We start from the raw sequence: 24,007 nt of genomic DNA on the forward strand, positions 1-24,007 counted from the left end.
GGACCGCGGGCCGGGCGCCGTCGTGCTCCCGGGACGTGCCGGGTCGCGGCGTGCGGGGGCAGGAGATGCGGGGTCCGGAGGTGCCGGGTCCGGAGGTGCCGGGTCCGGAGGTGCGGGGGCAGGAGGTGCCGGGTCCGCACGTTCAGGGTCGGGACGTTCCGGATCGGCCGTCCGACTTGAAGGCGACCCACACGGTCTTGCCGATGGCGTGCTCGGTGACACCCAGGTCGTCCGCCAGTTCGCGGACCAGGTGCAGACCGCGGCCCGAGCAGGCGTCCGGGTTCGGCGGGGGCGAGGGCGCGGGATGGTCTCCGGTGTCACGCACCGACAGGCGGATCAGCGGGCCGTCGAGGGTGAGGGTCACGCAGTACTGCCGACCCGGAGGGACGCCGTGCAGCAGGGCGTTCGTGGCGAGTTCCGACGCGCACAGCTTTATGTCGTCCAGCCGGTCGACGCGGCCCCAGTCGGTGAGGACCTGGTGGACGAAGGTGCGGGCGGCCCGTACCGAGGCGCGCGAGCGGGGAAAACGACGTTGCCGTGACAAGGGCACGGGGGCACCTCCGGTGGTTCTGGGGCGTCCTGCGGCGATACCTTACTGTTATTCGCGAAAGGCAACAAGGTGGTGCAGGGTAGCTGAGGGTGGCTCGGGGTGGCGGTCTACGGATGAGGCGGGTCGCCTACCGTGTAGGGCGGCAGGGTCGGAAGAACGGTCGGCCGTAACAGGAGGACGTCGTGGGTGCGAGCGGTTGGGTCAGTACGTCGTTGCCGTATCTGACGCCGCGGGGGACGGGGCAGGGCGACCCCTGGGCGGCCGAGGCCGCGGCCCGGGGCCGGCGCGGCACCCAGCGCATCGTGCACGCCGGCGAGGTGCCCGCCCCCGCGGACGTGGCGGCGCTGTTCGACGTCCCGGAAGGCGAGCCGGTCGTCGTGCGCCGGCGTCTGATCCTCCTCGACGACGAGCCCAGCGAACTGACCGACACCTACTACCCGGTGGCCATAGCCGCCGGCACCCGGCTCGCCGGCACCGCCAAGATCCCCGGCGGCGCCCTCGCGCTGCTCGCCGAACTCGGCCACGTCGGCGTCCTCGTCCGGGAGGACGTGACGGCCGGGATGCCCGACGAGCAGGAGCGTCAGGCCCTGGGAACCGCCCGCGAGGAGCCCGTCCTGCGGCTCGTCCGGCTCACGCTGGACCGCGACGACCGGCCGATCCAGGTCGACCGTATGGTGATGCCTGCCCTACGGCAGAGGCTGCGCTACCAGATCAGGATCGGATGACCGTGCCCAAGGCAGAACCGGAAGCCGTCGACCGCCGATCCCTGCACGAGCGGATCGCGGCCGATCTGCGCGACGACATCATGAGCGGAGAGCTCGCCCCCGGCGCCAACCTGCCCACGACCGCCCAGCTCAAGGAACGCTTCGAGGCGTCCGGCGCGACGGTCCAGAAGGCCCTGCAACTCCTCAAGGACGAACGCCTGGTGGTCGGCAGGGCGGGCGCCGCCGTCACCGTCCGCGAGCATCGCCAGCGCACCGTCCGGCCGGCCGCCCTGATGATTCCGGGCGGTCCCGGAACGCCCTACCGCTGGCTCGCCGAGGCCGCCAAGCACGGCACGCACGCCCGTACCGAGCTCCTCGACGTCACGGAGACCTGCCCGCCCGCCGACGTCCGCGCCGCCCTCGGCCTCCCAGCCGACGGCCTGGCCGTGCTGCGCGGCCAGATCCTCCTCGTGGACGACGAACCCGCCGAACTCGTCGAGTCCTACTACCCGTTGGACATCGCCCGCGGCACACCCCTCGCCGAGCGCCGCCGTATCAAGGGCGGCACCCCCGCCCTGCTGACCGACCTCGGTCACCCGCCCCGCCGCAGCACGGACCGTGTCTCCGCCCGCGTCCCCACCCAGCGGCAGTACCAGGCCCTTCACCTCACCAGCAGCATGCCGGTGCTGCGTACACTGCGGGTCGTCCACAGCGACGACGACCGTCCCGTCGAAGTCACCGTGATGGTGAAGGCGGGTCATCTCTACGAGTTGCAGTACGAGTTCACCGGTGAAAGAGGGGGAGAGGCGTGATCGTGCTCGTTCTTGTGGGGGTGCTCGTGCTCGTCCTGGGCGGCTGCGCCTGCGTCTGGTGGACGGCCCGAGGTGACGCTCCGCGCTGGGCCCGCGTCGTGTCGGCGGCGACTCTCGCGATGGGCACGGTGGCCGGCGCGTTGACCAGCAAGAACCGGAAGTCGTCGAGCGGGGACACGGTCTCGGACTCGGGCGGGGACTCGGGCTCGGACAACTGAGGCGCGGCCCACGGGCCGGGGCCCGCGGCTCACGCCTCTTATGCGATTACGCATTACGCGCTTACGCGATTACGCATTACGCGATTACGCGCTTACGCCTCCAGCATCCGCTGGAGCATCCCCCGCAGCAGCACCCGCTCCTCCTCGCCCAGCCCCGCCAGCGGCTCCCGGGCGAACCGCAGCGATTCGCGCAGTCCCCTGGCGATCCGCCGGCCCTCGTCCGTCGCCGCCGCCAGCTTCACGCGCCGGTCGGCCGGATCGGGACGCCGCTCGACCAGGCCGCGGGACTCCAGCCGGTCGACGATGCCGGTCACGTTGGACGGCTCGCACTTCAGCTTCTGCGCCAGCTTGCGCATGGGAAGCGGCTCCCGCGAGAGCAGACTCAGCAGCCGGGCCTGCGCGCCGGTGAGGGCGTGACCGCCGGCGGCTTCCTCGTAGTCCTCGTGGAAACGGGCCACGACCTCGCCGATCAGCTCGACGACCTCCATGGTCAGCGCGTCGGGACGGGGACTCGGGGAAGTCGGATGTGAGGTGGCCATGGTTTCAGGGTACCCGGTTTACTTGACAACATGAAATATTCATTGGCATAGTTGTTTCAGGTAGTGAAGCATCTGTAAGCGTGCGACATGTGAAAGGCAGCCCCCTCATGACCGACTCCGCCCTCCCCACCACCAGCCGCGAGTGGCGTCTGCTCAGCCGTCCCGTCGGCTGGCCGAAGCCCGAGGACTTCGAGCTGGCCGAGGCGGACATCCGGCAGCCCGGCCCGGGTGAGGTGCTGGTGCGCAACGCGTACGTCTCCGTCGACCCGTACATGCGCGGCCGCATGAGCAGCGCCAAGTCGTACACCGCCCCCTACGAGCTGGGCAAGGCCATGCAGGGCGGCGCGGTCGGCGAGGTCGTCGCCTCCAACGCCGACGGCATCGCGGCCGGCGACCACGTCCTGCACTTCGGCGGCTGGCGCGAGTACGCCACCTTCGACGCCAAGCAGGCCGTCAAGGTCGACCCCGAGGCCGCGCCCCTGTCCACCTACCTCGGCGTCCTCGGCATGACGGGCCTCACCGCCTACGCCGGTCTGCTGCGCACCGCCTCCTTCAAGGAGGGCGACTCCGTCTTCGTGTCCGGCGCGGCCGGCGCCGTCGGCAGCCAGGTCGGCCAGATCGCCAAGCTCAAGGGCGCCTCCCGGGTCATCGGCTCGGCCGGCTCCGACGACAAGGTCAAGCTCCTCGTCGAGGAGTACGGCTTCGACGCGGCCTTCAACTACAAGAACGGCCCCGTCGCCGAGCAGCTGCGCACCGCCGCCCCGGACGGCATCGACGTCTACTTCGACAACGTCGGCGGCGACCACCTCGAGGCCGCCATCGGCTCCCTCAACCTGCACGGCCGCATCGCCATCTGCGGCATGATCTCCGTCTACAACAACACCGAGCCCGCCCCCGGCCCGAAGAACCTCGCCCGTCTCATCCAGACCCGAGGCCGCATCGAGGGCCTCCTGGTCGGCGACCACTACGACCTCCAGCCGCAGTTCGTCCAGGAGGTCGGCCCCTGGGTCCGCTCCGGCGAGCTCAAGTACCGCGAGACGGTCGTCGAGGGCATCGAGAACAACCTGGAGGCGTTCCTCGGGGTCCTGCGCGGCGACAACACCGGAAAGATGATCGTCAAGCTCTGACCGTCGTCCCGCGCTCGCTCGCACCCGACGAGCCCGCACACGCCGAAGGCCGCACCCCTGGACGTGGGGCGCGGCCTTCATCGGTGTCTCCGCGGGCTCAGCGCCCGCGGTGCCCGCGGTGTGCGCTCAGCGGTCAGTGCGCCAGCGCCGCCCGGTGGACGGCCCCCGCAAGCCGGTCGTTCTCCGGCGCCGCCCCGCCGGGGAACGCGAACCGGCGCCGCGTGTAGCCGTAGGCGAGCCCGCTGCGCGGGTCCGCGAACGCCTGGCAGCCGCCCGCCCCGGCGTGCCCGAACGCCCCGGCGCCCAGGAACGGGTGCCAGGCGTCCGCGGTGGCCTGGAAGCCAAGACCGAACGCCTTGTGGGTGCGCGCCACCACGTCGTAGCCCACGGAGTGCAGCTGCCCGAACTCCGCCGCCGTGTCCTCCTTCAGCAGCGGCGCCTTCCCGTCGACCTCGCTGATCGCCGCCGCGTACATCCCGGCCAGCCCGCGCGCCGAGGCGACCCCGCCCACCGAGGCCGGCCCCTTGGCTCGGATCAGCGGGTCGTTCGGCAGGAGTTCCAGGTCGGTCGGCTCGGCGGTGTGACGGTTGGAGGCGATCGCGGCGAGGGTGTGCGGCCCGGTGGTCTGGGAGTCCAGCAGCGCCCGCTGCTCGGCGGTCGGCGCCATCGGCTGCGCGGTGCGAAAACGCGGCTCGTGCACCGCCGGCAGCCCCAGGAAGAAGTCCAGCCCGTACGCGACGCGCACCCGCTCCTCGTACACCTCCTGGAGCGTGCGGCCGGTGGCCCGCCGGACGACCTCGCCGGTGAGCGCCCCGATGACCAGCGCGTGGTAGCCGAAGGCGGTGCCCGGACGCCAGAACGGGCGCTGGTCGGCGAGGCGTTCGGCGATCTGCCGGTCGTCGGCCAGCTCCTGCGGCGAGAACCCGCCGTCGGTGCCGATCACCCCGGCCCGGTGCGCGAGCAGCTCGCGCAGGGTCAGCGCGCCCTTGCCCTCGGCGGCGAACTCCGGCCAGTAGTAGGTGACCTTGCGGTCCAGCTCCAAGGTGCCCTCCTGCACCAGCAGCGCGACCACCAGATGGGCGGCGCCCTTGGTCGACGAGTAGACGCCGTAGAGGGACTCGGGGCCGGCGCCGTCCCCGGGCGCCCACAGGTCGACGACCCGCCTGCCGTGCACGTACGCGCACAACTGGCCCTCGTAGTCGGGCTGTTCCTCCGCGACGAACGCGGCGAACTCCTCCCGCACCGTTTCGTAACCGTCGGCGACGGTGCCGTGGATCTCCTTCGCCGTCCGATGCAACCGAGTCATCCGCTCTCCTCAACCGGCCCGCTGCTCGCGTGTGCCTGTGCCATGGTGATCAATGCCTGTGCGACCTGCGGAAACTCTCCCTTGGGATGGTCCCGGAAGAGAGGTTTTGCGCCGAACAGGACAGCATGCGGCCCGCTCACGGCCGACGCCTGCCCGGCCGCGGCGGAAGCCGACCACCCGCACCACGCCGTTGCCCGCGACGGCGGGTCGGGCAGGGTAGGTGCTCGTGGTGCGCACGTGTACCTCCTCTGGACTTGCCGCGATCGTTGCTTCCGGAGATCGGTACGGCGAGGTGTACCTGTTCGACTCAACTGCAACAAGACGGCGTTGGTGTCACCGATACCCCGGATGGCCTAGGAGGATCTGCAAGTCCCGCCGCCCGTACGGCGTTTGAGGGCGGCGGCCCGTCGAGGACCGCGGCGGAGACCGGGCGCGGCGGCCCCCGGGGTAAAGTTTCGGCCATGCGCGATCTCGGGGTGGGTTTCAAGTACCTCCTGGAGGGCCAGCGATGGGTGGCCCGGCACGGCAGGCAGTACGGGTGGGGGCTGGTCCCCGGCCTGATCACCCTCGTCCTCTACGCGGCGGCCCTGGTGGCGCTCGCGGTGTGGGGCGAGGACTTCGTGGGCTGGGCGACGCCCTTCGCCGACGACTGGTCAAGCCCCTGGCAGGGCCTCTTCCGGGGCCTCCTCACCGTCGTGCTGTTCGCCCTCGCCCTCCTCCTCGCCGTCCTCACCTTCACCGCCGTCACCCTCCTCGTCGGCCAGCCCTTCTACGAGAACCTCTCCGAGAAGGTCGACCGGGACGTCTCGCCCGATGGCACGTCCCCCGAGTCCGGGCTGCCGCTCTGGCGCGAACTGTGGATCTCCGCCCGCGACAGCCTGCGCATCCTGGTCCGCGCCCTGCTGTGGGGCGTGCTGCTGTTCGCCCTCGGGTTCATTCCGGTCGCCGGACAGACGGTCGTCCCGGTGCTCGGGTTCTTCGTCACCGGCTTCTTCCTCACCGAGGAACTCACCGCCGTCGCCCTCCAGCGCCGGAACGTCGACCTGCGCGCCCGCCTCACCCTGCTCCGCTCCCGCAAAACCCTGGTCTGGGGCTTCGGCACCCCCCTGGGCCTGGCCTTCCTGGTCCCCTTCGTCGCGGTGTTCCTGATGCCGGGCGCGGTCGCGGGCGCAACCCTCCTGGCCCGCGACCTGCTGAACGAGGAAACCGCCGCGCCCGACGAGGCAGGCGATGCAGGCGAGGCGGACGATGCAGACGAGGCGGAAGCCTCGGCCACGGCCGGCCCGTCCGGCGCTTGACGCCCGGGTGGCGTCAGCCGCGCTGTGATGCGGTGACCGCCGTCGTCAGGATCGCTCGTGCCTGGGCGATGATGTCCAGCCGGTTGCGCACGAACTCCGGATCGGTCACCGTGCCGGTCGCCGGATCGGTGTTGCCGGCCGCGAACTGAAGTACCGGCGTGTGCACATGTCCGCCCGGCAGGCGGTCGTGCAGGCCCAGCCGGTCGCGCAGCAGGGTGGCCCGGTAGGCGATCTCGTTGGAGAGGTAGTCGCCGCCGCCCCCGGCCCGGGCGGTCGACCCCGCCGTCGGTCCGTCCGGCCGGACGACGGGGGCGGTGCCGCCCGCCGGGATCTCGGTGACGCTCGTGTTGTCGTAGACCGGGAACCGGCCGGTGTCCGCGGCCACGATCGCCGTGTACGGCAGGGTCGTGGTCGTCCACTGCGGCTGTGAGGCGGGGTCGGCGACCGGGATCGTCTCCGTGCGGCCGATGACGTTGTTGTCGGCGAAGCCGCCGCGCCAGGCGCCGTTGGTGCGCTCCACGTCGAAGCGGCCGACACGGCCCTGACTGACGGTCGTGAACAGGTCGACCTGCGGGAGATAAGGCCGCAGGGCGCGCTCCACGGTGCCCTCGGCGAAGTCCTGCCAGCGCACGGGGAAGACGGCGGTCTCGACCCGCACGGGCCCGTCCGCGGTCCGGATCACCGTGCCGTCGAGGGCGAGAGCCGTCGCCCCGGACGGGTTGGAGATGCGGATGTCCCGGTCCAGGGTGAACGGGTCGAAGCCGGTGACCAGCACCCGCTTGAGGCCCTTGGTGTGCTGCCGTGGGTAGCGGATGTCGCTCTGTCCGCGCGAGGTCTGCTCCAACCGGTCGAGCAGCGCGGCGCGTTGGGCCGCCGTCAGCACGAACTTCGGTTCCCAGGTGCGGACTTCCCGTGCCATACCGAGACGCGCCCAGTACAGCGGCCGGTCGTCGTCCCGGCTGAGGTCGCCGTCGGCCGGCCCCCGTCCCTGCGCCCGGTCGACGGCCCGCCGCCACAGGGCCGCGCCCTGCCGTGCGACGACCCGGCGGGCCTCGGCGTAGGAGTGCGCGGCGCCGAGCGCCCGGGTGAACTCGGGTGCCACGGTGTCGAATCCGGAGCGTTCGAGTATCTCCTGGGGCACGGCCCGGTCGAGCCGCTGTTCCTCCACGGTGGGCGAGGGGGCGGTCTCGGCCGCCGCCGGGATGGTGGGGGCCGCGAGCCCCGCCAGCAGGGCCAGTCCGAGGATGCCGATCCGAACACGTAGAGAACTCAAGGGTGTTCAGTCCTTCCGTCGCCGTGGGGAGCGTGGAGCGTCATGCCGAACGGCGGCAGTATCGCGTGACGGAAGTGGTCCACGCCATGGCGTGTGACGGTTGTGAGGCCCGGGTCGGCCACCGCACCACGCCGATGGCCACCACCAGGCCGCAGGCCGTGCCCGGTTCGGTCGACGGCGGCTCGGCCGGCTCGTCGCCGTGACCCGCCGCCCAGCCGGTCATGCCGACCGACGGCCACCCGTACCCCACGATCGCTCCCGGCCGGACGCCTGAGTACCGGTACCTACCGCGGAACCCGGCCGGCCGCCTCCCGCAGGGCGACGACGAACGCCTCCACCGCCGGAGTCGACGAGCGGCCCCGTCCGTCGCCGCGTACACCGCCCGCGCCGGAGCGCCCTCGTCGAGCACCCAGCGGTCCGGCGGTTCGGGCCGGCCGTCAGTGGAGTTGCTCGCCCAGCAGGTGCAGGAAGTCGCGGAACGCGGCCGGCATGTCCACCGACTCCCGGTCCAGCAGCCACTGGTACTGAAGGCCGTCCATCACCGCGAGGAGGAGAGGGGCCGTCCGCTCCGGCGTCAGCCCGTTCGGCAGCCGCTCGCCGTACTCGGCGCGCAGCACCGCCGTCATGTTCGCCCGGCCCTGCCGGTACCGCTCCGTGAAGTACTCCCGCGCCGGATGCCCCTCCGTGACGCTCTCGCCGAGCAGCGCCGAGAAGGTCTGGATGATGCCGGGCCGCATCGCGTTGTACTCGACCAGCGAGGCCAGCAGATCCACCCGCCACTGCGCGGCAGGAACCGCGTCCCACTGGTCGCGTTCCTGGAGCACCGCCACCAGCAGCGCGTCCTTCGTCGGGAAGTGGTGCAGCAGCCCCTGCTGGGTCAGCCCGACCCGCTCGGCGACCGCCGCCAGGCTCGCTCCCCGGTAACCGCGCTCGGCGATCACCTCCAGGGCCGCCCGAACGATCTCGGCCCGCCGCTCCTCGCTCCTGGTCGTCCTGGCGCTCATGCCGTCACGGTACGGCATCCGAACCAGGAAATATAACGACAGGATAACGAAACTTACCGCCCTACAGGTGACTCGTGCACGATGGGGCACGCAAGGAAAGCTGCGCGCAACGAGGAGGCCCCGCCATGGCGGAAACCGGAGCGGCCGTCGAGGCGGCCCTCGGCAAGCTCGACCTGGACGCCAAGACCCGGCTGCTGGCCGGCCAGGACATGTGGTCGCTGCCCGCCCTGCCGGAGATCGGCCTGAGGTCCCTCGTCATGTCCGACGGACCGATCGGCGTCCGGGGCGTGCGCTGGACCGCCGACGACCCCTCCGTCGCCCTGCCCTCCCCGACCGCGCTGGCCGCCGCCTGGGACCCGGAGCTCGCCCGCCGCGCCGGGACCCTTCTCGCCCAGGAGGCCCGCCGCAAGGGCGTCGACGTCCTGCTCGCCCCCACCGTCAACCTGCACCGCTCCCCGCTGGGCGGCCGGCACTTCGAGGCGTACAGCGAGGACCCGTACCTGACCGGCCGTATCGCAACCGGTTACGTGACGGGCGTGCAGGAAGGCGGCGTCGGCACCACCGTCAAGCACTTCGTCGCCAACGACGCCGAGACCGACCGCTTCACCGTGGACAACCTGGTCGGCGAGCGCGCCCTGCGCGAGCTGTATCTCGCCCCCTTCGAGGCCGTCGTCGAGAACGCCCGCCCGTGGGGCATCATGACCGCCTACAACACGGTCAACGGCACGACGATGACCGAGCACCACCGCCTGGTGAACGAGGTCCTGCGCGGCGAGTGGGGCTTCGACGGCTTCAACGTCTCCGACTGGATGGCCGCCCGGGACACGGTCGGCGCCCTGAAGGGCGGCCTCGACGTCGCCATGCCGGGCCCGCGGACCGTCTACGGCGAGGCCCTCGCCCAAGCCGTCCGCGACGGCCAGGTCGAGGAGTCCGAGGTCGACGAGGCCGTACGCCGCGTCCTGCTGCTGGCGGCCCGCGTCGGCGCTCTCGCGGACGTCGCCCCGGCCGTCGCCGAACCGCCCGCCCCCGTCGACGGCGAGGCCCTGGCGCGTGAACTGGCCCGCCGCTCCTTCGTCCTGGTCCGCAACGAGCACGAGACACTCCCGCTGCGGCCGAACGGCACCGTCGCCCTCATCGGCGCGGCCGCCCGCGACGCCCGGGTCCTCGGCGGCGGCTCCGCCACCGTCTTCCCCGCCCGCACGGTCTCCCCGCTCGACGGCCTCACCGCCGCCCTCCCCGACGGCGCCCTCACCTACGCCGTCGGCGCCGACCCCACCACGGAACTCGCGGTCGCCGACAAGGGCTTCGCGCTGCGGGCCGTCTGCCGGGACGTGGACGGAAACATCCTCGGAACGGGTTCCGCGCCGGGCGGCCAGATCCAGTGGATGGGCGCGGACCTCCCCGAGGGCGTCACTCACGAACGCCTCCACACCGTCGAGCTGACCGGCACGTTCACCCCGCGCGACACCGGCCCGCACACCTTCGGCGTCAAGGGCGCCGGCGCCTTCCGGCTCGCCGTCGCCGGAACGACGTACTTCGACGACGTCCAGCTCCCCGCCGACGACACCGACCCCTTCGAGGCGTTCTTCGGCTCCCCGGTGCCCCACGCACATCCCGAGCTGACCGCCGGCGAACCGGTCGAGGTCTCCCTCACCCATGTCTACGCGGTCCCCGAGGAGTTCCCCCTCAAGGTCGTCGCCTTCGCGCTCGCCCATCTGGAGCCGCAGCGCGACGCCGACGAGCTGATCGCCGAGGCGGTCGAGGCGGCCAGGGCCGCGGACACCGCCGTCGTCGTGGTCGCCACCACCGACCGCGTCGAGTCCGAGGGCTTCGACCGCAAGGACCTGCGCCTGCCCGGTCGGCAGGACGACCTCGTCCGCGCCGTCGCCGCCGCCAACCCGAACACCGTCGTGGTCGTCAACGCCGGCTCCCCGGTGGAGCTGCCGTGGCGCGAGGACGTCGCGGCCGTCCTGCTCACCTGGTTCCCCGGCCAGGAAGGCGGCGCGGCCCTGGCGGACGTGCTGACCGGCGCCCACGAACCCGGCGGCCGGCTCCCCACCACCTGGGGCTCCCTCACCGACGCCCCCGTCACCCAGGTCACCCCGGTGGACGGCGAACTCCCGTACACCGAGGGCGTCTTCATCGGCTACCGCGCCTGGGAGAAGGAGGGCAGGACCCCCTCGTACCCCTTCGGGCACGGTCTCGGCTACACCGACTGGACGTACGAGTCGGTCGACATCGCGGGCTCCACGATCACGGTGCGTCTGCGCAACACCGGCGAGCGGCCGGGCCGGGAGGTCGTGCAGGTCTACCTCGCGCCCACCGGCACGGCCCCCGCGCCCGACCGTCCGGCCCGCTGGCTGGCCGGCTTCGCCGCCGTGGAGGCCGGCCCGGGGGAGAGCACCGAGGTCACCGTGGACATCCGCGACCGTGCCTTCGAGGTATGGGACGAGGCGGACCACCGGTGGTCCTTTGTGAAAGGTTCGTACGAAATCCAGGTGGGCCGCTCGATCGCGGACCGCAGGATCACCGCGACGATTACCGTGTGATCAGGCGCTCGTCGCCCCACGAACAGCCCCGGTCCGGGACCTGACCCCCGGACCGGGGCAACATCTTTTTCTCCGTCCTTTTCTGCGTCTTGCTTTCTGCGTCTTGTTCGCTACGGGTTTTCGCTAACGGACCGAGAAGCCGTACACCGTCTCCGAGCGGTACACGTCTCCCGGCCGCAGCACCGTGCTCGGGAACTCCGGCCGGTTCGGCGAGTCGGGGAAGTGCTGGGTCTCCAGCGCCACGCCCTCGCAGGGCACGAACGGCTCGCCGAGGTGGTCCGCGGTGTACACCTGCAGCCCCGGCTCGGTCGTCGACACCGTCAGCACCCGCCCGGTCGCCGGATCGTGCAGCTCGGCCACCTCCTCCGGCGCGTCGGTGACGCCCTTGTCGAGCACGAAGTTGTGGTCGTAGCCGGACCCGGTCTTGCGGGCCGTGCGGAAGTCGTGGGGGCTGCCCTCGACCGGCGCGAGTTCCCCGGTCGGGATGAGGTCGGCGTCGACCGGCGTGTACCGGGAGGCCGCCAGCCGCAGTTCATGGCCGGTGGCGTCCCCGCTGCCCGGCCCGCCCAGGTTGAAGTAGCTGTGGTTGGTCAGGTTCACCACCGTCGGCGCGTCCGTGACCGCCTCGTACACGAACCGCAGCGCCCCCGACGCGTCGAGGGTGTACGTCGCCGAGACCTTGAGACGCCCCGGGAAACCCTCCTCGCCGTGCGGGCTGACCCGGCTCAGTCGCACCCCGTGCTCCACCGGCTCCACGTCCCACACCCGCTTGTCGAAGCCCCGTGCGCCGCCGTGCAGGGAGCCCGGCGCGTTGTTGGGCTCCAGCGCGTACGTCACCGCGTCCAGCGGGAAGCGGGCGTGCGCGATCCGGTTGGCGTACCGCCCGATCAGCGCGCCGAGATAGGGCTCCGGATGCGTGAGATAGCCGTCCAGGTCGGCGAAGCCCAACACCACGTTCGCCGTCCGGCCGTCCCGGTCCGGAACGTCCACGGACTGCACGATTCCGCCGTACGACAGGACGCGCACCCGCGTGCCCGCCCGCTCCAGGGTCCAGCGGTGCACCGGAGTGCCGTCGGAAAGTGTTCCGAAGTGTTCGCTCATGAGCGAAACCCTAAGTCACCGGGCCTCCGGAGCCCCGCTACGAAGCCTTCGCCGTCACTGCGCGGTAGGCGATCTCCGCGAGCCGCGCCTGCCCGTTCTTGCTCGGATGGAACCAGTCCCAGTGGCTCAACTGATCCGTGCCGAACCGGTAGTCGTACACCGCGCCGCCGTCGAACCGGCACCGCACGTCCTTCGCGCAGACCTCCTTGAGCACCGTGTTGTAGTCCTCCACCCGCTTCTGCACGGTGTCCCGCCGCAGTGTCGCCGCCGAGTCCAGCGCGTCCGCGTCGCCCAGCATCGACGGGCAGATGCCCAGCTTCCAGATCTGCTTGCCCAGCGCGTTCGTCCGCCCCTGCGACCACAGCCGCTTCAGGTTCGGCACGCTCGCCACATACACCTGCGTCTTCGGCAGTGCGCGGCGCAGCGTGCTCATCGCGTCCTCGAACTGGGCCCGGAAGTCGGCCACCGACGTCATTGCCCGAGTGGAGTCCCGGCAGGCGTCGTTCGCGCCCGCCATCACCGTCACCAACTGCGGCTTGTCGGCCGCCGCCTGCGTCATCTGGGCCGGCAGGTCCGCCATCCGCGCCCCGCTGGAGGCGTGGTTCCAACTGTGCGTGGCCGCCTTCGCCGCGCCCAGCAGGCGTACGGCGAGACTGTTGACCTCGGCGCTGCTGCCCGTCGCCCAGGACACCTCGGGGCAGTCCGCGAGGACCGTACACGCGTCGAAGCCGCGGGTGACCGAGTCGCCCACCGCCGCGACCGAGTCGGGGCTGGAGTCCCACACCGAGGCCGGCGACGGCGACGGCTTCGCCTGCCGCGCCTGCGTGCCCGACGGGGTGGGGCTGTCGCCGCCCCCCAGAGCGTCACATCCGGCCAGGCCCAGTACGGCCGCCGTCGTGCCCGCGAGCACGGCCCGCGTGTGCCGGTATCGCTTTCGCATCCGCTGGTGTTCCCCTCGCTCCTCGAACAACGCCCCCTATGACAACGCGCGGGAGTTCCCGTCGAATCACCACCCACAAGATGGAACGCTTCCCGCCCGTACAGGCGTCCTGCCGAGTGAATGGCGGTGGTTTCACGGCACTGGGACCGACGGTACGTCACACTCCTTGCGCCGCCGCAGGGTAGCCTCGCCATCAACGCGGCTGCCCGCCACCGCCGCCACGCCAGCCTGCAAGACTGTCCCGCTCTGCCCGGAGGTCCCGGTGACGACACGTGGAGTTCTGTACGTGCACTCCGCGCCGCGCGCGCTGTGCCCGCACGTCGAGTGGGCGGTGGCCGGGGTGCTCGGCACGCGCGTCAGCCTCGACTGGATCCGGCAGCCCGCCGCGCCCGGCACCTGGCGCTCGGAGTTCTCCTTCAAGGGCGAGGCCGGCACGGCGTCCAAGCTGGCGTCGGCGCTGAGAGGCTGGCACCTGCTGCGCTTCGAGGTCACCGCCGAACCCTGCGCCACCGCCGAGGGCGAGCGCTACAGCTGCACCCCCGACCTCGGCATCTTCCACGCGGTCACCGGCATCCACGGCGACATCCTGATCCCGGAGGACCGGCTGCGCGCGGCCCTGCTGCGCAGCAGGCGCGGCGAGACGGACCTGGAGAGCGAACTCTCCAAACTCCTGGGCAAGCCGTGGGACGACGAACTCGAGCCGTTCAGGTACGCGGGCGAGGGAGCACCGGTGCGCTGGCTGCACCAGGTCGTCTGAGTCAGGCGGTCCGAGTACGCGGACACGTTCCGGACAGGTGAAGGGCCCCCACCGGCCGGTGGGGGCCCTTCAGTTGCGTACAGGCGCTTTTCAGACCGAGCGGAACGCCAGGACGACGTTGTGGCCGCCGAACCCGAACGAGTCGTTCAGGGCGGCGATACGGCCCTCGACGGGCAGCTTGCGGGCCTCGCCGCGCACGATGTCCGCGTTGGCCTCGGCCTCGGGGTCGAGGTTCTCGACGTTGATGGTCGGCGGGGCGATGCGGTGGTACAGCGCGAGGATCGTCGCGACGGACTCGACACCGCCCGCGCCGCCCAGCAGGTGACCCGTCATCGACTTGGTGGCGGAGACCGCCATGTGGTCGGCGTCGTCGCCGAACACCTTGCGCAGCGCCTTCAGTTCCGCCACGTCACCGGCCGGCGTCGACGTCGCGTGCGCGTTGACGTGCACGATCTCCGCCAGGTTCAGGTCGGTGTTGTCCAGCAGGTTCTGCAGGGCGTGCGAGATGCCGCGGCCCTCGGGCTCCGGCTGCACGATGTCGTGCGCGTCGGCGGAGATCCCCTGGCCGACCGCCTCGGCGTACACCCGCGCACCGCGCCTGGCGGCGTGCTCGGCGGACTCCAGGACGATCACGCCGGCGCCCTCGCCGAGGACGAAGCCGTCACGGGCGACGTCGTAGGGACGCGAGGCGCCCTGCGGGTCGTCGTTGTTCTTGGACATCGCCATCATGTTGCCGAACGCGGCGATGGGCAGCGGGTGGATCGCCGCCTCCGTGCCGCCGGCGACGACGATGTCGGCGCGGCCGGTGCGGATCATCTCGATGGCGTAGCCGATGGCCTCCGCGCCCGACGCGCACGCCGAGACCGGCGTGTGCACGCCCGCGCGGGCGCCCACGAGCAGACCCACGTTGGCGGAGGGGCTGTTCGGCATCAGCATGGGCACGGTGTGCGGGGAGACGCGGCGGACGCCCTTCTCCTTCAGCACGTCGTACTGGTCGAGGAGGGTGGTCACGCCGCCGATGCCGGAGGCGATGACCGCGCCGAGCCGGTCGGCGTCGACGTCGCCCTCGCTGCCCGCCTCGCCGGCCTTGCCGACGAAACCGGCGTCCTTCCACGCTTCCTGGGCCGCGATCAGCGCGAACTGCGCCGAGCGGTCCAGCTTGCGGGCCTGCGGCCGCGGAATGACCTCAAGAGGCTCCACCGCGACCGGGGCCGCGATACGGACGGCCTGCTCGGCCGCCCACTCCTGCTCCAGGGCCTTGACACCGGACTTGCCGGCGACCAGACCCTCCCAGGTCGAGGCTGCGTCGCCACCCAGCGGTGTGGTTGCGCCGATACCGGTGACGACCACGGTGCGATTGGTCGGGCTCACGGATTCTTTCTCCAACATTGCGAGGATTCAACGGCGCCACCGCCGGGTGGCGGGGCAGTTCAGCCCAGGGATCGGCTGATCAGGCCTGGTGCTTGAGGATGTAGCTCGTCGCGTCACCGACGGTCTTGAGGTTCTTGACGTCCTCGTCCGGGATCTTGACGTCGAAGCGCTCTTCGGCGGCGACGACGACCTCGACCATGGACAGCGAGTCGACGTCCAGGTCGTCGGTGAAGGACTTGTCCAGCTGGACGTCCTCAACCGGGATGCCGGCGATCTCGTTCACGATGTCGGCGAGACCGGCGACGATCTCTTCCTGAGTGGCGGCCATGTGGGCGCTCCTTCGTAGATATCCAGAGGGTGTGGCAGTGGTGCTTCCCGTACCGGACCAGATGATCCGGCACGGAGTGCCTAGGGGAGGGTAACGACAGTGGCGGCGTAGACGAGACCCGCCCCGAATCCGATGACGAGCGCGGTGTCGCCGCTCTTCGCCTCGCCGGTCGCCAGGAGCCGCTCCATCGCGAGCGGGATCGAGGCGGCCGAGGTGTTGCCGGTGGTGCGCACGTCACGGGCGACCGTGACGGACTGAGGCAGCTTGAGAGTCTTCACCATCGAGTCGATGATCCGCTCGTTGGCCTGGTGCGGGATGAAGACGTCCAGTTCGTCGGCGGTGATGCCGGCGGCGTCCAGCGCCTCCTTGGCGACCTTCGCCATCTCGAACACCGCCCAGCGGAAGACCGCCTGGCCCTCCTGCGTGATCGCGGGGAACTTGGCGACCTCGCCGTCGCGGTAGTCCGTCCACGGCACGGTCTGCTTGATGGTGTCCGACTTGTCGCCCTCGGAGCCCCAGACCGTCGGGCCGATCGCCGGCTCCTTGGACGGGCCGACCACGACCGCGCCCGCGCCGTCGCCGAACAGGAAGGCCGTCGCGCGGTCCTCCAGGTCGGTCAGGTCGGACAGCCGCTCGACGCCGATGACCAGCACGTACTCGGCGGAACCCTCCACCACCATGCCCTTGGCGAGGGTCAGGCCGTAGCCGAAGCCCGCACAGCCGGCCGAGATGTCGAACGCGGCGGCCTTGTCCGTGCCGAGCTTGTCGGCGATCTCGGTGGCCACGGCCGGGGTCTGCTTGAAGTGCGAGACGGTCGACACGACCACCGCGCCGATCTGCGCGGCGGTGATCCCGGCGTCGGCGATCGCCTTGCCGGACGCCTCGACCGACATGGCCGCGACGGTCTCCTCGTCGTTCGCCCAGTGCCGGGTCTCGATGCCGGAGCGCGAGCGGATCCACTCGTCGGAGGAGTCGATCGTCTCCAGGATCACCTCGTTGGGCACGACCCGGGTGGGCCGGTAGCCGCCCACGCCGAGGATGCGCGCGTACGGGGCGCCCTTGCTGGGCTTGATCTTCGCCATCAGGGCTCCTTAGGCGACGCCGAGCTCGGCGATGAGCGCACGAGCGGCGTCCAGGTCGTCAGGGGTCTTCAGCGCCAGCGTCCGCACGCCGGGCAGGGCGCGCTTGGCGAGGCCGACCAGCGTGCCGCCGGGGGAGACCTCGATGATCGCGGTCGCGCCGAGCTCCTTGAAGGTCTCCATGCACAGGTCCCAGCGGACCGGGTTGGCGACCTGGCCGACCAGCCGGTCCAGGATCTCGGCGCCGGTGGCGACGGCCTGCCCGTCCTTGTTGGAGACGTAACGGAGCTTCGGGTCGGCGGGGGTGAGATCCGCGGCGGCTTTGGCGAGGGTCTCCACGGCCGGAGCCATGTGGTGCGTGTGGAAGGCGCCGGCGACCTTCAGCGGGACGACCTTGCGGACGCCCTCCGGCTTGTTCTCGTTCAGCGCGGCGAGCTGCTCCAGCGTGCCCGCGGCGACGATCTGGCCCGCGCCGTTGATGTTCGCCGGGGTCAGCCCCAGCGTCCGAAGATGCGCGACGGACACCTCGGGGTCGCCGCCGAGCAGCGCCGACATGCCGGTCTCGGTGATCGCGGCGGCGTCGGCCATGGCCAGGCCCCGCTTGCGGACGAGGGTCAGCGCGGCGGTGTCGTCGAGGACGCCGGCGAAGACGGCGGCGGTGAACTCTCCGACGCTGTGGCCCGCGACGGCGCCCGGGGTCACCTCGTCGCCCAGGGCCGCTGCGGAAACGATTCCGGCGGCCACGAGCAGCGGCTGCGCGATCGCGGTGTCACGGATCTCGTCCGCATCGGCGTTCGTGCCGTAGTGCACCAGGTCGAGGTCGGCGGCCGCGGACAGCGCCGCGAGGCGGTCGGCGACACCGGGGAGGTCGAGCCAGGGGGTCAGGAAGCCGGGCGTCTGGGCGCCCTGGCCGGGAGCGACGAGTACGAGCACTCTCACACTCTCTCTTGGGGACGGCCAAAGCCGCCCGTGGGGACAGGGACGAAGAACGGCAGGGGGATTTGTGGAGTTCGAACAAAAGCCTAGGTCTGGGGTTCGCCATCGACCAGACGCCCCAGGATCAGCGCGATCCGGAGCGTGAACGCGGAGCGTACATCCGAAGGCGACCAACCGGTGACGTCAGTCACACGTCGAAGCCGGTAGCGCACGGTGTTCGGATGAACGAAGAGCATCCGTGCGGCCCCTTCGAGACTGGACGCCTGTTCGAGATAGACGGAGAGCGTCTCCAGGAGCGCGGACCCGGCCTCCTCCAGCGGTCTGTAGATCTCCTCCACCAACTGCTCACGCGCACCGGGATCTCCGGCGATCGCGCGCTCCGGAAGCAGATCGTCCGCCAGCACCGGCCGGGGCGCGTCCTGCCAGGCGGAACAGGCCTTGAGCCCGGCGGCGGCGGCCTGCGCGGACCGGGTCGCGGCCAGCAGGTCGGGCACCACCGGCCCGGCGACGACGGGACCGGCGGCATACGGCCCGATCAGCGACTTGGCGACGCCGAGCGGATTGTCGCTGCCGCCCGCGATCACGACGAGCCGGGAACCGAGCACCCCCGTCAGCACCTGGAGCTTGGCGTGTCGCGCCGCCCGCCGGATGGCCTCCACCGTCAGCTCGGAGTCCCCGTCGGGCGCGGTCCCGAGGAGCACGCACACATGCTCGGGCGCGTTCCACCCCAGGGCGGCGGCCCGGCTCACGGCCCCCTCGTCGGCCTCGCCGCTCAGCACGGCGTTCACGACCAGCGACTCCAGCCGGGCGTCCCAGGCGCCGCGCGCCTCGGCCGCCTGGGCGTAGACCTGGGCGGTGGCGAAGGCGATCTCCCGGGCGTACACCAGGAGCGCCTCGCGCAGCACGTTCTCGTCGCCGGGGGCCGCGACCTCGTCGATCGCGGACTCCATCACCTCGATGGTGGTCCGCACCATCTCGACGGTCTGCCGCAGCGTGATGGCCCGCGTCAGCTCACGCGGCGCCGTGCCGAACACATCGGTGGAGATCGCCTGCGGGGCGTCCGGGCGCCGGAACCACTCGGTGAAGGCGGCGATACCCGCCTGGGCGACCAGCCCGATCCAGGAACGGTTCTCCGGGGGCATCGCCCGGTACCACGGCAGTGTCTCGTCCATCCGCGCGATGGCCTGGGCGGCGAGACTTCCGGAGGACTTCTCCAGCCGTTTCAGCGTCGCCGGATGGGAGTGGACGGCGCGCGCCACGGTATCGGGGCGACTCGTTTCGGGTTCGGGCACGTGGACAAGACTGCCTTATCGCTGCGCTCGCCTGCGCCGGTGGGTCGTGTCGTCCCCGGTGCCGTCGACGGCCGTGGTTTCCGCTCCCCGGGTCTACGGTGGTCCCGTGATGGACGTACGGCGCGCAGACGAGCGCTACCCGGGCGGGGACCAGGCCGCCGGCATCGAGTCGTGGCACGCCTTCTCCTTCGGCCCCCACTACGACCCCGACCACCTCCGCTTCGGCCCGCTGATCGCCTGCAACGAGGAGCGCCTCGCGCCCGGCGCCGGCTTCGACGAGCACCCCCACAGCCACACCGAGATCGTCACCTGGGTGGTCGAGGGCGAGCTCACCCACCGCGACTCGGCCGGCCACGAGACGCGGGTCCGCCCCGGGGACGTGCAGCGGCTCAGTGCGGCGGGCGGCGTCCGGCACGTGGAACGCAACGACGGCCCGACCCCCCTCACCTTCGTCCAGATGTGGCTGGCCCCCCTGGACCCCGGCGGCGACCCGTCGTACGAGATCGTCCACGGCATCGCGGACTCGACGCCGTACGCCGTCCCGGAGGCCGGCGCGATGCTCCACGTACGACGCCTGGCCGCGGGCGAGCGCACGGCCGTACCGGACGCGCCGTACGTGTACGCACACGTCGTACGCGGCGAAGTCCGGCTGGACGGCATGCAGTTGGGCCCCGGCGACGCCGCGCGCATCGCGGACGCGAAGGATTTGGAGGCGGTGGGGGTGACGGAGGCGGAGCTGCTGGTGTGGGAGATGTCCTAGCTACCGGAGTTCCGCCAGCACCGCGTCCGTGAACGGCGGCCAGGCCTCGACCGCCCAGGGGCCGAAGGCGCGGTCCGTCAGGGCGACCCCGGCGGCCCCCGCGTCCGGATCGATCCACAGGAACGTGCCGGACTGGCCGAAGTGGCCGAAGGTGCGGGGGGAGGACGAACTGCCCGTCCAGTGCGGGGACTTGGAGTCGCGGATCTCGAAGCCGAGACCCCAGTCGTTGGGGTTGTGGTGGCCGTAGCCCGGCAGGACGCCCTTGGTGCCGGGGTACTGCACGGTCATCGCGGCGGCCACCGTGCGCGGGTCCAGCAGCCGGGGCGCCTGCACCTCGGCTGCGAACCGCAGCAGGTCCGTCACGGTCGACACCCCGTCCTTGGCCGGAGAGCCCGCCCCCTCCAGGGACGTGTCGGTCATCCCCAGCGGCTCCAGCACCGCCTGCCGCAGGTATTCGGCGAACGGGATGTCCGTCGCCTTCGCGAGATGGTCGCCGAGCTGCTCGAACCCGGCGTTGGAGTACAGCCGCCGCTCCCCGGGGGGCGCGGTCACCCGGTGCTCGTCGAAGGCCAGCCCGGAGGTGTGCGCGAGGAGATGGCGGACCGTGGACCCGGGCGGCCCGGCCGGCTCGTCCAGCTCGATCGCCCCCTCCTCGTACGCGACGAGCGCGGCGTACGCGGCGAGCGGCTTGGTGACCGAGGCCAGCGGGAAACGCCGGCCGACGGGGCCATGGGTCCCCAGGACCGTACCGTCGGCCCGAACGACACCCGCAGCGGCGGAGGGAACCGGCCAGTTCTCGATCAACGCGAGGCGCTTCAACGACATGCCGCCGAGCCTAGGACCTGTCCGGCCGATCATGTCGCAGAAGCGGGGTCTGGCACGCGCTCCCCCACTCTCGGCTTCGCTCGAGCGGGAGGTGCCCCCACCGGCGTTGTCGTCGGTTGCCGACTCCCCCACTCTCGGCTTCGCTCGAGCGCGGGGACCCCCATCGCGTCGACGCCCTCCTCCGCCTTGCAGCTGCACGCACCAGGCCCCGCTCACCGGGATCGGACAGGTGACGTCGCTTTCCTGCGACTTGATCGGCCGGACAGGTCCCAGAGCCTGCCCGAGACGCTCACAGCAGCAGCTCCATCAGCGGGTCCGGCTTGGGCTTGAAACCGAGGGACGCATAGAGCGGCGCCGCGTCGGCGGAGGCCGTGAGGTGGATCTTCGCCGCGCCCCGCGCGCGGAACCACTCCAGCAGCGCGTCCATGCACGCGCGCGCGTACCCGCGGCGGCGGGCGTCCGGATCGGTGGCGACGCTGAAGACGTACCCGGTGATCCCGTGCGGGTCGCCGGCCCACCCGATCCGGTACTCGATCGTCCCGACGACCAGCGCGGCCAGCGCCCCCGCCCGCTCCGGGTGCTCCACGACGAACGCCGCGAAGTCCCCGTCGGGCTCCGCCAGCCGCTCCCGCAGCGTGGGCAGCGACTCGACATGCCAGTCGGTGGACCCGTCCACGGGCCACATCGAGTCGATCATCACTTGACGCAGCCGCAGCACTTCGGCGGCGTCCTCGGGCAGGGCACGGCGTACGAGGCTCATGCCCCGCACGCTAACCAGTGTGATCAAGCCCCGTCCCCCGGTTTTCTTACCGTTTCCGCTTGCTTGGAGTGCACTCCAAGGTCATAGCGTTGGGGTCATGACGGTGATGGAGACCACGGGTACCAGGACCGACAGCTGCGCCGCCCCGCCGCACCCGCATCGGCGACCGGCCGGGCAGGACAGCTACACGATCAGTGAGGTCGTCGCCTTCACGGGCCTGACGGCCCACACCCTGCGCTGGTACGAGCGGATCGGCCTGATGCCGCACGTCGACCGTTCGCACACCGGTCAGCGTCGCTACAGCAACCGCGACCTGGACTGGCTCGACTTCGTCGGCAAGCTCCGGCTCACCGGCATGCCGGTCGCCGACATGGTGCGGTACGCGGAGCTGGTGCGCGAGGGCGACCACACGTATACCGAGCGCTTCGAACTGCTCGAGTCGACCCGCCGCGACGTCCTGGCCCGGATCTCCGAACTGCAGGACACCCTCGCCGTACTGGACCGGAAAATCAGTTTCTATGCGGACGCAGGGCGCGTCTACGAGAAGGAGAAAGTCGGATGACCGACAGCACGATCCCAACGGCACGACTCGGCGAGGACGGCCCCGAGGTCGGCGTCCAGGGCCTCGGCTGCATGGGCATGAGCTTCGCGTACGGCCCCGCCGACGCCAAGGAGTCCCGGGCCACCCTGGAACGCGCCCTGGAACTCGGCGTCACCCTCTACGACACGGCCGACGCGTACGGCGCGGGCGAGAACGAGAAGTTCCTCTCCCCGTTCTTCAAGGCGCACCGCGACGAGGTCGTGATCGCCACCAAGTTCGCCCTGGCGGTCCACCCCGACGACCCGACCCGGCGGATCATCCGCAACGACGCGCCCTATCTCCGCAGTTGCGTCGAGGCGAGCCTGAAGCGGCTGGACGTCGACGTCATCGACCTCTACTACATGCACCGGCGCGATGTGAACGTGCCGATCGAGGAGACCGTCGGCGTGATGGCCGAGCTGGTGCGCGAGGGCAAGGTCAAGCAGCTGGGGCTGAGCGAGGTGACGGCCGCCGAGCTGCGCGCCGCGCAGGGCGTCCACCCCATCGCGGCCGTGCAGTCGGAGTGGTCGCTGTTCAGCCGGGACATCGAGGCCCACGTGGTGCCCGCGGCCCGCGAACTGGGCGTGACCCTGGTCCCGTACTCCCCGCTCGGCCGGGGCTTCCTCACCGGCTCCTTCACCAACGCCGACCAGGACCTCACCGCCGACGACTTCCGCCGCCAGCAGCCCCGCTTCACCGGCGAGAACGCCGCTGCGAACGTGACGCTCCTGGACCCGATCCGCACGGTGGCGGGGGCTCACGACGCGACGATCGGGCAGATCGCCCTGGCCTGGGTCCAGCAACAGTCCCAGGTCCACGGCCTGCCGGTGATCCCGATCCCGGGCACCCGCAAGCCGGGCCGGGTGGAGGAGAACGCGGCGGCGACCACCATCGAGCTGACGCAGGAGGAACTGGCCCTGCTGGAGCCGATAGCGGACAAGGTGGCAGGCGACCGCTACGCCGACATGAGGTCCACCTCCGCCGGACGCGAGTGATCACAGCTCCGACAGCAGTTCCGCTTTCTTCACGGAGAACTCCTCATCGGTGACCAGTCCGGCCTGGTGCAGTTCCCCGAGGTGGCGGATGCGTTCGGCGATGTCGGCGGGATCGCGACGTGGGCTCGAGGCCGGGACGGAGGCCGCGGGCCCACGGGTGCGTACGGCAGCCAGGACCGCCGCCGCGAACGGCAGCGACTCGTGCACCGGCCCGTACCCCAGCCCGAAGACGACCGTCGCCGGATCCTGGTCGGCCTGCACCGGTGGGGGCTCCCCGTTGAGCAGCCGCAGATGCCCCTCGAACACCTCCGGCGACCGCCATTCGACCCCGCTCAGCTCGGAGACGGCGAAACTCTGGTCGCCCGCCTTCCACTTCGCCGACGACGCGCCCGTCCAGAACCACCGGAAGCGCACGGTACGCCCGTCGAACGAGGCCTTCCCGTCGTACGCCTTGAAGGACAGCGGCGCGTCGGGAGCGTCCACGAGGAAACGATCCGCCGGACCGGAGTCGGTCAGCCGTGACGTCAGCTCGTCCGCGTAGTACTCGGCGAGCGTCTCCCGTTCGGCGGGCAGCACCAGCCGGTACGGGTCGCACCCTTCCTTGAGCTGCCCCGCCGCCGCCTCCATCAACGGGTCGGCGCCCGGCCGCGGCTCCGCGTGCAGGACGACCGTCCCCCGCTTGCCGGGGGCCAGCGTCACCCGGTCGATGGCCGCCAGCGGAATCCGGCGCTCTCCCAGCGCCGACAGCAGCTTGGGCGTGCGCAGCCCCCGTTCGTAGCGGATGAGGACGGAGTCGGACTCGAACTCCCAGGCGGCATGAAAACCGGCCAGTACGTCACCCATGCGGCTCATCGTATGCGGGACACCCATTCTTCGTCCCCTCCCCGCGCGCGCCGCAATTCC

At 71.5% G+C, this 24,007-nt stretch carries 26 protein-coding genes; 11 read left to right on the forward strand and 15 right to left on the reverse strand.

Features of this window, described 5'->3' with window-relative positions:
- Positions 1-142: 142 nt before the first annotated feature.
- Positions 143-550 (reverse strand): ATP-binding protein, encoded by a 408-nt coding sequence (locus tag ACZ5SK_RS29680; RefSeq protein ID WP_361703273.1) that lies wholly within the window; start codon positions 548-550, stop codon positions 143-145.
- 182 nt (positions 551-732) lie between these two features.
- Here ACZ5SK_RS29680 and ACZ5SK_RS29685 point away from each other — a divergent pair, with 182 nt between their 5' ends.
- The 3 genes from ACZ5SK_RS29685 to ACZ5SK_RS29695 are packed head-to-tail and all read left to right on the forward strand — an operon-like array spanning position 733 to position 2,284.
- Positions 733-1,275: a GntR family transcriptional regulator gene (locus tag ACZ5SK_RS29685; RefSeq protein WP_361703270.1), complete on the forward strand. Its 543-nt coding sequence runs from the start codon at positions 733-735 to the stop codon at positions 1,273-1,275.
- Positions 1,272-2,066, forward strand: coding sequence for a GntR family transcriptional regulator (locus tag ACZ5SK_RS29690; protein ID WP_334580433.1), 795 nt, complete (start codon positions 1,272-1,274; stop codon positions 2,064-2,066). The genes ACZ5SK_RS29685 and ACZ5SK_RS29690 overlap by 4 nt, the downstream gene beginning before the upstream one ends.
- A gap of 2 nt (positions 2,067-2,068) precedes the next feature.
- Positions 2,069-2,284 carry a hypothetical protein gene (locus ACZ5SK_RS29695; RefSeq protein ID WP_361703268.1) on the forward strand — a complete coding sequence of 72 codons (216 nt, stop codon included), beginning with the start codon at positions 2,069-2,071 and terminating at the stop codon, positions 2,282-2,284.
- A 92-nt stretch (positions 2,285-2,376) separates the two neighbouring features.
- Here ACZ5SK_RS29695 and ACZ5SK_RS29700 read toward each other — a convergent pair whose 3' ends face one another.
- Positions 2,377-2,823 (reverse strand): MarR family winged helix-turn-helix transcriptional regulator, encoded by a 447-nt coding sequence (locus tag ACZ5SK_RS29700; RefSeq protein WP_361703265.1) that lies wholly within the window; start codon positions 2,821-2,823, stop codon positions 2,377-2,379.
- A gap of 107 nt (positions 2,824-2,930) precedes the next feature.
- Between ACZ5SK_RS29700 and ACZ5SK_RS29705 the strand changes: the two genes are divergently transcribed.
- Positions 2,931-3,950 carry an NADP-dependent oxidoreductase gene (locus ACZ5SK_RS29705; protein ID WP_334580437.1) on the forward strand — a complete coding sequence of 340 codons (1,020 nt, stop codon included), beginning with the start codon at positions 2,931-2,933 and terminating at the stop codon, positions 3,948-3,950.
- Positions 3,951-4,083: 133 nt separating this feature from the next.
- Here the strand turns inward: ACZ5SK_RS29705 and ACZ5SK_RS29710 are convergent, their stop codons facing one another.
- Positions 4,084-5,256, reverse strand: coding sequence for a serine hydrolase domain-containing protein (locus ACZ5SK_RS29710; RefSeq protein WP_334580439.1), 1,173 nt, complete (start codon positions 5,254-5,256; stop codon positions 4,084-4,086).
- A 461-nt stretch (positions 5,257-5,717) separates the two neighbouring features.
- On the opposite strand from ACZ5SK_RS29710, the gene ACZ5SK_RS29715 reads away from it, so the two are divergent.
- A complete protein-coding gene (locus ACZ5SK_RS29715; RefSeq protein ID WP_334580440.1) occupies positions 5,718-6,554 on the forward strand; it encodes an EI24 domain-containing protein in 837 nt (278 codons plus the stop codon).
- A gap of 13 nt (positions 6,555-6,567) precedes the next feature.
- Here the strand turns inward: ACZ5SK_RS29715 and ACZ5SK_RS29720 are convergent, their stop codons facing one another.
- Positions 6,568-7,827 (reverse strand): pyroglutamyl-peptidase I, encoded by a 1,260-nt coding sequence (locus ACZ5SK_RS29720; RefSeq protein WP_468576710.1) that lies wholly within the window; start codon positions 7,825-7,827, stop codon positions 6,568-6,570.
- Between the two features lie 65 nt (positions 7,828-7,892).
- Here ACZ5SK_RS29720 and ACZ5SK_RS29725 point away from each other — a divergent pair, with 65 nt between their 5' ends.
- The gene (locus ACZ5SK_RS29725; protein ID WP_468576711.1) at positions 7,893-8,030 is read left to right on the forward strand and encodes a hypothetical protein; all 138 of its coding nucleotides are present in this window, start codon (positions 7,893-7,895) and stop codon (positions 8,028-8,030) included.
- 234 nt (positions 8,031-8,264) lie between these two features.
- Here the strand turns inward: ACZ5SK_RS29725 and ACZ5SK_RS29730 are convergent, their stop codons facing one another.
- Positions 8,265-8,849, reverse strand: a complete 585-nt coding sequence (locus ACZ5SK_RS29730) for a TetR/AcrR family transcriptional regulator (RefSeq protein WP_361703257.1) — start codon at positions 8,847-8,849, stop codon at positions 8,265-8,267.
- A gap of 107 nt (positions 8,850-8,956) precedes the next feature.
- Here ACZ5SK_RS29730 and ACZ5SK_RS29735 point away from each other — a divergent pair, with 107 nt between their 5' ends.
- The gene (locus tag ACZ5SK_RS29735) at positions 8,957-11,380 is read left to right on the forward strand and encodes a beta-glucosidase (RefSeq protein ID WP_468155614.1); all 2,424 of its coding nucleotides are present in this window, start codon (positions 8,957-8,959) and stop codon (positions 11,378-11,380) included.
- Between the two features lie 123 nt (positions 11,381-11,503).
- Here the strand turns inward: ACZ5SK_RS29735 and ACZ5SK_RS29740 are convergent, their stop codons facing one another.
- Together ACZ5SK_RS29740 and ACZ5SK_RS29745 are read right to left on the reverse strand one after the other, a co-directional pair.
- On the reverse strand, positions 11,504-12,481 hold the full coding sequence (locus tag ACZ5SK_RS29740; protein ID WP_334580445.1) for an aldose epimerase family protein: 978 nt from the start codon (positions 12,479-12,481) through the stop codon (positions 11,504-11,506).
- 37 nt (positions 12,482-12,518) lie between these two features.
- Entirely contained in the window at positions 12,519-13,421 is a 903-nt protein-coding gene (locus ACZ5SK_RS29745) for an SGNH/GDSL hydrolase family protein (RefSeq protein ID WP_334580446.1), read from the reverse strand.
- Positions 13,422-13,683: 262 nt separating this feature from the next.
- Here ACZ5SK_RS29745 and ACZ5SK_RS29750 point away from each other — a divergent pair, with 262 nt between their 5' ends.
- On the forward strand, positions 13,684-14,178 hold the full coding sequence (locus tag ACZ5SK_RS29750) for a DUF3145 domain-containing protein (protein WP_079662606.1): 495 nt from the start codon (positions 13,684-13,686) through the stop codon (positions 14,176-14,178).
- 90 nt (positions 14,179-14,268) lie between these two features.
- Here the strand turns inward: ACZ5SK_RS29750 and ACZ5SK_RS29755 are convergent, their stop codons facing one another.
- The 5 genes from ACZ5SK_RS29755 to ACZ5SK_RS29775 all read right to left on the reverse strand — a co-directional run bounded on the left by ACZ5SK_RS29755 (position 14,269) and on the right by ACZ5SK_RS29775 (position 19,184).
- Positions 14,269-15,549: a beta-ketoacyl-[acyl-carrier-protein] synthase family protein gene (locus ACZ5SK_RS29755; RefSeq protein WP_468576712.1), complete on the reverse strand. Its 1,281-nt coding sequence runs from the start codon at positions 15,547-15,549 to the stop codon at positions 14,269-14,271.
- A 79-nt stretch (positions 15,550-15,628) separates the two neighbouring features.
- Positions 15,629-15,877 (reverse strand): acyl carrier protein, encoded by a 249-nt coding sequence (locus tag ACZ5SK_RS29760; protein WP_057583001.1) that lies wholly within the window; start codon positions 15,875-15,877, stop codon positions 15,629-15,631.
- Between the two features lie 80 nt (positions 15,878-15,957).
- Positions 15,958-16,959: a ketoacyl-ACP synthase III gene (locus ACZ5SK_RS29765; protein WP_319672869.1), complete on the reverse strand. Its 1,002-nt coding sequence runs from the start codon at positions 16,957-16,959 to the stop codon at positions 15,958-15,960.
- A gap of 9 nt (positions 16,960-16,968) precedes the next feature.
- Positions 16,969-17,889, reverse strand: a complete 921-nt coding sequence (locus ACZ5SK_RS29770; protein WP_334580452.1) for an ACP S-malonyltransferase — start codon at positions 17,887-17,889, stop codon at positions 16,969-16,971.
- Between the two features lie 89 nt (positions 17,890-17,978).
- A complete protein-coding gene (locus ACZ5SK_RS29775; RefSeq protein WP_079662609.1) occupies positions 17,979-19,184 on the reverse strand; it encodes a PucR family transcriptional regulator in 1,206 nt (401 codons plus the stop codon).
- Positions 19,185-19,290: 106 nt separating this feature from the next.
- Here ACZ5SK_RS29775 and ACZ5SK_RS29780 point away from each other — a divergent pair, with 106 nt between their 5' ends.
- Positions 19,291-19,944 (forward strand): pirin family protein, encoded by a 654-nt coding sequence (locus ACZ5SK_RS29780; protein WP_468576713.1) that lies wholly within the window; start codon positions 19,291-19,293, stop codon positions 19,942-19,944.
- Here the strand turns inward: ACZ5SK_RS29780 and ACZ5SK_RS29785 are convergent, their stop codons facing one another.
- A complete protein-coding gene (locus tag ACZ5SK_RS29785; RefSeq protein ID WP_468576714.1) occupies positions 19,945-20,769 on the reverse strand; it encodes a serine hydrolase domain-containing protein in 825 nt (274 codons plus the stop codon).
- Between the two features lie 289 nt (positions 20,770-21,058).
- Positions 21,059-21,529, reverse strand: coding sequence for a GNAT family N-acetyltransferase (locus ACZ5SK_RS29790; protein WP_334580454.1), 471 nt, complete (start codon positions 21,527-21,529; stop codon positions 21,059-21,061).
- Positions 21,530-21,626: 97 nt separating this feature from the next.
- On the opposite strand from ACZ5SK_RS29790, the gene ACZ5SK_RS29795 reads away from it, so the two are divergent.
- Positions 21,627-22,091 (forward strand): MerR family transcriptional regulator, encoded by a 465-nt coding sequence (locus ACZ5SK_RS29795; RefSeq protein WP_334580455.1) that lies wholly within the window; start codon positions 21,627-21,629, stop codon positions 22,089-22,091.
- A complete protein-coding gene (locus ACZ5SK_RS29800) occupies positions 22,088-23,104 on the forward strand; it encodes an aldo/keto reductase (RefSeq protein ID WP_361703247.1) in 1,017 nt (338 codons plus the stop codon). The genes ACZ5SK_RS29795 and ACZ5SK_RS29800 overlap by 4 nt, the downstream gene beginning before the upstream one ends.
- Here the strand turns inward: ACZ5SK_RS29800 and ACZ5SK_RS29805 are convergent, their stop codons facing one another.
- A complete protein-coding gene (locus tag ACZ5SK_RS29805) occupies positions 23,105-23,956 on the reverse strand; it encodes a DUF4429 domain-containing protein (protein ID WP_334581377.1) in 852 nt (283 codons plus the stop codon).
- Between the last annotated feature and the right edge of the window lie 51 nt (positions 23,957-24,007).

It is taken from the genome of Streptomyces sp. NPDC031474 (assembly GCF_055581185.1).

Excerpts from the sequence above, each read along its gene's own strand:
- ACZ5SK_RS29690 (WP_334580433.1), top strand. The coding sequence starts at position 1,272 with ATGACCGTGCCCAAGGCAGAACCGGAAGCCGTCGACCGCCGATCCCTG.
- ACZ5SK_RS29700 (WP_361703265.1), bottom strand. The coding sequence starts at position 2,823 with ATGGCCACCTCACATCCGACTTCCCCGAGTCCCCGTCCCGACGCGCTG.
- ACZ5SK_RS29705 (WP_334580437.1), top strand. The coding sequence starts at position 2,931 with ATGACCGACTCCGCCCTCCCCACCACCAGCCGCGAGTGGCGTCTGCTC.
- ACZ5SK_RS29710 (WP_334580439.1), bottom strand. The coding sequence starts at position 5,256 with ATGACTCGGTTGCATCGGACGGCGAAGGAGATCCACGGCACCGTCGCC.
- ACZ5SK_RS29715 (WP_334580440.1), top strand. The coding sequence starts at position 5,718 with ATGCGCGATCTCGGGGTGGGTTTCAAGTACCTCCTGGAGGGCCAGCGA.
- ACZ5SK_RS29730 (WP_361703257.1), bottom strand. The coding sequence starts at position 8,849 with ATGCCGTACCGTGACGGCATGAGCGCCAGGACGACCAGGAGCGAGGAG.
- ACZ5SK_RS29735 (WP_468155614.1), top strand. The coding sequence starts at position 8,957 with ATGGCGGAAACCGGAGCGGCCGTCGAGGCGGCCCTCGGCAAGCTCGAC.
- ACZ5SK_RS29740 (WP_334580445.1), bottom strand. The coding sequence starts at position 12,481 with ATGAGCGAACACTTCGGAACACTTTCCGACGGCACTCCGGTGCACCGC.
- ACZ5SK_RS29745 (WP_334580446.1), bottom strand. The coding sequence starts at position 13,421 with ATGCGAAAGCGATACCGGCACACGCGGGCCGTGCTCGCGGGCACGACG.
- ACZ5SK_RS29760 (WP_057583001.1), bottom strand. The coding sequence starts at position 15,877 with ATGGCCGCCACTCAGGAAGAGATCGTCGCCGGTCTCGCCGACATCGTG.
- ACZ5SK_RS29765 (WP_319672869.1), bottom strand. The coding sequence starts at position 16,959 with ATGGCGAAGATCAAGCCCAGCAAGGGCGCCCCGTACGCGCGCATCCTC.
- ACZ5SK_RS29785 (WP_468576714.1), bottom strand. The coding sequence starts at position 20,769 with ATGTCGTTGAAGCGCCTCGCGTTGATCGAGAACTGGCCGGTTCCCTCC.
- ACZ5SK_RS29790 (WP_334580454.1), bottom strand. The coding sequence starts at position 21,529 with ATGAGCCTCGTACGCCGTGCCCTGCCCGAGGACGCCGCCGAAGTGCTG.
- ACZ5SK_RS29795 (WP_334580455.1), top strand. The coding sequence starts at position 21,627 with ATGACGGTGATGGAGACCACGGGTACCAGGACCGACAGCTGCGCCGCC.
- ACZ5SK_RS29800 (WP_361703247.1), top strand. The coding sequence starts at position 22,088 with ATGACCGACAGCACGATCCCAACGGCACGACTCGGCGAGGACGGCCCC.
- ACZ5SK_RS29805 (WP_334581377.1), bottom strand. The coding sequence starts at position 23,956 with ATGAGCCGCATGGGTGACGTACTGGCCGGTTTTCATGCCGCCTGGGAG.